This is a genomic window from Moorena sp. SIO1F2, assembly GCF_010672755.1.
Classification (GTDB): Bacteria; Cyanobacteriota; Cyanobacteriia; order Cyanobacteriales; family Coleofasciculaceae; genus Moorena.
This window is the reverse complement of record NZ_JAAHFV010000444.1, coordinates 1-4,764: the sequence shown is the minus strand read 5'-3', so window position 1 is coordinate 4,764 and position 4,764 is coordinate 1. Positions and strand designations below refer to the sequence as shown.

Genomic DNA, 4,764 nt, shown 5'->3' with positions numbered 1-4,764 from the left:
TCAACAACAGCCGTTCCTTGCACTTCTTCTTGGGTGCATGGCCTGTAATCGGCATCTGGTTTACTGCACTGGGCATCAGCACCATGGCATTTAACCTGAATGGCTTCAACTTCAACCAGAGCATCATCGACTCACAAGGTCACGTGATCAACACCTGGGCTGATGTACTTAACCGGGCTAACCTAGGTTTCGAGGTAATGCACGAGCGTAACGCTCACAACTTCCCTCTAGACCTAGCTGCGGCTGAAGCTACTCCCGTAGCTTTGACTGCTCCAGTGATCAACGGTTAATTTTAACTTGGTTTAATCTACTTGATTAACACAAAGCGCTCTCCAGATAGGGAGCGCTTTTTTTGTTTGTCTGTCATTATTGGAGTTCTCAGGTTTTAGGGAGTAGGGAGCAGGGAGCAGGGAGTCGGGAGTCGGGAGTCGGGAGTCGGGAGTCGGGAGTCGGGAGCTGGGAGCTGGGAGCTGGGAATAAAATTTAGATGTAGCTCACGCTTACTAGGAAACGCGATAGTCATTGGTAGTCATTGGTTCTTTGTCAATACCCCTTTACCTTTTGTCTTTACTGTTGCCTTTAATAAAACTTAATATAAAATTGTCGATAACTTTATAAAAAATTTAAATTTGTCTGTGGTAACTGGGTTTACTATCAACAGAAAAATACTATCAAGTCCGATAGCATCGATATATAGCACTTCTGATCACAAGTTAGGTGCCCTTGACCTTGGCGAATTAAATTCGCCAAGGTCAAGGGCACCTGAGGTACACACAACTTTTTCCCTGTTCCCTACTCCCTACTCCCTACTCCCTACTCCCTACTCCCTACTCCCTACTCCCTACTCCCTACTCCCTACTCCCTACTCCCTACTCCCTGTTCCCTTTCCTCAAGGACCAATGACTAATGACAACTGAAACCCTTGTCATCGTAACCAGTATTGCACCAGGAAATATTAATAAGCAACAAGCAGCTATTAATAGTTGGCTTAATCTAGGATTTGAGGTTGTTTCTTTAAATATTATAGAAGAGATTGAGAAACTCCAGCCTTTATATCAAGACATTAAATTTCACAGAGTATTTCGGGATGGACGAGAGCATTATGGTAAGCCTTATGTTTACATTGATGACCTCTTATCCTATTTGCGTGAGTACGGTAGCCAAATCTGTGGAATTGTTAACGCAGATATTATCTTAAAAGCTGAGCAGGATTTTACAGAATTTATTCGAGAGCAAACTCAAAACTCTATCCTGCTCGCTTCACGAGTCGATGTTGATACTGCTGAATCAATCAACGGCGAGATTTACGATGTTGGGGTTGATGTGTTCTTTTTTGAAAAAGAACTGCTGGAAAAATTCCCATCCTCTGACTTTTGCCTTGGTATTCCCTTTTGGGATTTCTGGGTACCAGTGATTGCTTGGCAACAGGGGTTAACCATAAAAGACTTAGTGTCTCCCGTTGCTTATCATGTCAAGCACTCCACAAACTATAGCTACGAAATTTGGCAAAAATCAGCCCTTAATTTTACCAAAATATTTGCTCCAGCTCGGTATCATTCTTATCAAGAAAAAGCTGATATCAACAAAGTTGATTATGACTTAATTGGTCACATCGATAACTATATCGTTCAGCAATTCTTGACAATTTATCAAAACAGTAAACAACCGATTATATATAAACCCAGATTACCTGATGCTCAGAATCCGGTCTATAGCCATACCAATACTAAAAATCATGATTATAATTCCTTGGTTTGGTTAGCCTGGACCTGTTATCATTCTGGGAATTTCACCACTATGGCTGAGCAGTTAAAAAACTCCCTAAGCATTACCCCTTATCAACCAACCGAAACTATTTCCGATTGGATAGAGCAGTTTACAACATTTTCAGCGGCTTATGGTTCTCCATTCAATTCTTATCCATTCAGTAACCTACCGGAATGGCAAGAGCTAATACGCTCTACTCTGCTTAATCGACCATTTAGTACCTATAAATGGAAACCCAAAGTATCCATCATCACATCAGTCTTTAAAGGGGATAAGTATATTGAACACTTCCTCAAGGATATTAGCCAGCAGACGGTTTTTGCTGAATGTGAATTACTATTGGTCAATCCCAATTCTCCGGGAAATGAAGAGCCTGTGATTAAAAAGTATATGACCAGGTATCCCAATATTATCTATATAAAATTGGATGAAGACCCAGGGCTGTATGAAGTTTGGAACATGAGCATTCGACTAGCCCGTGGTCACTATATTACCAACGCTAATCTGGATGACCGCAGAGCTCCCAGACATATCGAAGAACATATGAGAGCTTTGGATGAGCATCCTGATGTGGACGTAGTTTGCGCTCCTCTGAAAGTTACGATGCAACCCAATGAAACCTGGGATAATAATACGGCTCATGCTGTCTGGTATGTGGGATTTCCGGAGTATTTTGGAACCGAAGACTTTTTTCAAGAAAAGTGGTGGGCTGAAGGGGAGGAAAAAGGTAAAATAGGCTCCCAAAATCTTCCCCATTGTATGCCGGTCTGGCGGAAGAGTGTCCATGAAAAAAATGGCTATTTCGATGAAATTGAGTATGGCGCGAGTGCTGATTGGGAATTTTGGTTACGTTGTTCAACTAACGGGTCTAAATTCATGCTGTTGAGGGAACCTTTAGGAATTTACCTAGAAGACCCTCAATCCTATAACAGGCGGTTTGAATCAACGGTTGATTTTGAGAAAAAAATTTTACAGGAGTATTATGTACCGCTAACTGAGAAATCCAATGGTAATGGAAGCCTTGATGTCTCCCAAACTGAAGAGCAGGATTCAGGGTTTGAAGACTCTGGGGATTATCCGAAAAAACTCAATCTTGCTTCTGCTTTACAGTATCATTACGGGGAGCATCGCTCTGGATGGTCTTATGCGATGAATAGCTTGAAAGCGTTACATAATGATGCTGGAATCTTGGTGGATGGCTTCATAGAAAAGAAATTTGCCTGGGGTTCCGATCCTGGAGATTGTAACAACACCCCAACTGCTTATACAGAGCCTTGGATTGGATTCATCCATTGCCCTCCCTATGCCCCTAAATGGTTTCAAGAACACCTGTCACCTCAGAGAATATTTGCAAGTCAGTTGTGGCAAGAGAGTATTAAGTATTGTCAAGGTCTATTTTGTTTATCTGAAGACTCTCGTCGATGGCTCCAAAAGCAGCTAGATGTGCCGATTGTCAGCATCATCCATCCTACGGAAACCCCAGATGTCAAGTTTTCGATGGATAAGTTTTTGGCAAATCCTGAGCCAACTATTATCCAAATTGGAATTTGGTTGCGGAAGATGCACTCTATCTACTATTTACCGGTAAAAAACTACAAAAAGGTGGTGTTACGTAAACCCTATTCTGGGGAGATGTTACACACTGAAAAACAAGTATTTAATTTACAGCCCAATTACAGTTATGTGCAGATAGTTGATTATTTGCCCAATGATGAGTATGATGAAGTCTTGTCAAAGAATATTGCTTATTTGGAGTTGTATGACACCAGTGCCAATAACGCGATCATTGAGTGTATCGTCAGAAATACTCCGGTTTTAGTCAATCCGCTGCCAGCTGTAAAAGAGTATTTGGGCGAAGACTATCCCCTTTACTTCCAGTCTAGACAAGAAGCAGCAGCCAAAGCTGAGGATTTTGCTTTAATTGAGGAAACCCACCACTACCTGCAGCAGCACCCGATTAAAGAAAAGCTGAGCAACGATTATTTTTTAAAATCCATTGTCAAATCGGACATCTATCAACAGTTATCATGAGAATATCCCACAAGCATAAGTTTGTATTCCTCAGCAAACCTAAGTGTGCTAGTACTAGTATTCGTAAGGCATTGGATCCTTACACCGATGTTTGGAGTACGGATCAGAAGCGACATTACCATCACCATGTTCCAGCATCTCTGTTAAAGCAGCATTTTGAGCGTATGGGTTGGAACTGGAACAGCTACTTCAAGTTTATTAGTATCCGAAACCCTTGGGATATGCTGGTTTCTCTGTACTTTTATGCTAAGCCAGATCACCGAGGTATTTATTGGTGGGAAAAACCAAGAGTAGTCAGTGTATCCAAAGATGCTATAGAAAAATACCCCTATAACCCAAACACCAGGATGCCATTCAAGGAGTGGATTAAGACTGGCAAATCTTGGGACTTGAAGCAGCAACAATTTCTTGATGATTTGTATAGCTATACCCTTCCTTACTATGTTCTTGATGATCAAAATAATTTCCTCGTCGATTATGTTATTCGTGTTGAACACCTAGAGGAAGACTTAGATTTTGTTTCGTCAAAGCTAGGACTAAAGCTAGATTCTTTGAAGATAAATACTAGCAAGCATGACCACTACAGCCAGTATTATGATAGCGAATCCAAAGCAATAGTCTCCGAAATGTTTGAGTATGATATCAACTACGGAAAGTATTCTTTTTAAACTAGGGAATAGGGAATAGGGAATAGGGAATAGGGAATAGGGAATAGGGAATAGGGAACAGGGAGCAGGGAGCAGGGAACAGGGAACAGGGAACAGGGAATAAAATTTAGATGTACCTCACGCTTACTAGGAAACGCTAGATAATTTTTGAGTGCTCAGTGCTCAGTTATCAGTGCTAATTTTTGAGTGTTGAACTATAAAATATAGTGTTGATAAGACCTATAAGATACAGTCAAATTTATTACTCCTACTCCCTACTCCCTACTCCCTACTCCCTACTCCCTACTCCCTACTCCCA

4 protein-coding genes and 1 pseudogene are annotated in these 4,764 nt (G+C 41.2%); 4 read left to right on the top strand and 1 reads right to left on the bottom strand.

What is annotated here, in order from left to right; translation table 11 throughout:
• A pseudogene (locus tag F6J94_RS30490) lies at positions 1 to 290 on the top strand (photosystem II q(b) protein); the annotation flags it as partial.
• Positions 291 to 385: 95 nt separating this feature from the next.
• On the opposite strand, the gene F6J94_RS30485 reads toward F6J94_RS30490, so the two are convergent.
• Positions 386 to 523, bottom strand: coding sequence for a hypothetical protein (locus F6J94_RS30485; RefSeq protein WP_293047138.1), 138 nt, complete (start codon positions 521 to 523; stop codon positions 386 to 388).
• 112 nt (positions 524 to 635) lie between these two features.
• Here F6J94_RS30485 and F6J94_RS30480 point away from each other — a divergent pair, with 112 nt between their 5' ends.
• The 3 genes from F6J94_RS30480 to F6J94_RS30470 are packed head-to-tail and all read left to right on the top strand — an operon-like array spanning position 636 to position 4,466.
• Entirely contained in the window at positions 636 to 917 is a 282-nt protein-coding gene (locus F6J94_RS30480) for a hypothetical protein (RefSeq protein ID WP_293047136.1), read from the top strand.
• The gene (locus F6J94_RS30475) at positions 907 to 3,798 is read left to right on the top strand and encodes a glycosyltransferase (protein ID WP_293047134.1); all 2,892 of its coding nucleotides are present in this window, start codon (positions 907 to 909) and stop codon (positions 3,796 to 3,798) included. The genes F6J94_RS30480 and F6J94_RS30475 overlap by 11 nt, the downstream gene beginning before the upstream one ends.
• Positions 3,795 to 4,466, top strand: coding sequence for a sulfotransferase family 2 domain-containing protein (locus F6J94_RS30470; protein ID WP_293047132.1), 672 nt, complete (start codon positions 3,795 to 3,797; stop codon positions 4,464 to 4,466). Before F6J94_RS30475 ends, F6J94_RS30470 begins: the two co-directional genes overlap by 4 nt.
• The last annotated feature ends 298 nt before the right edge of the window (positions 4,467 to 4,764 follow it).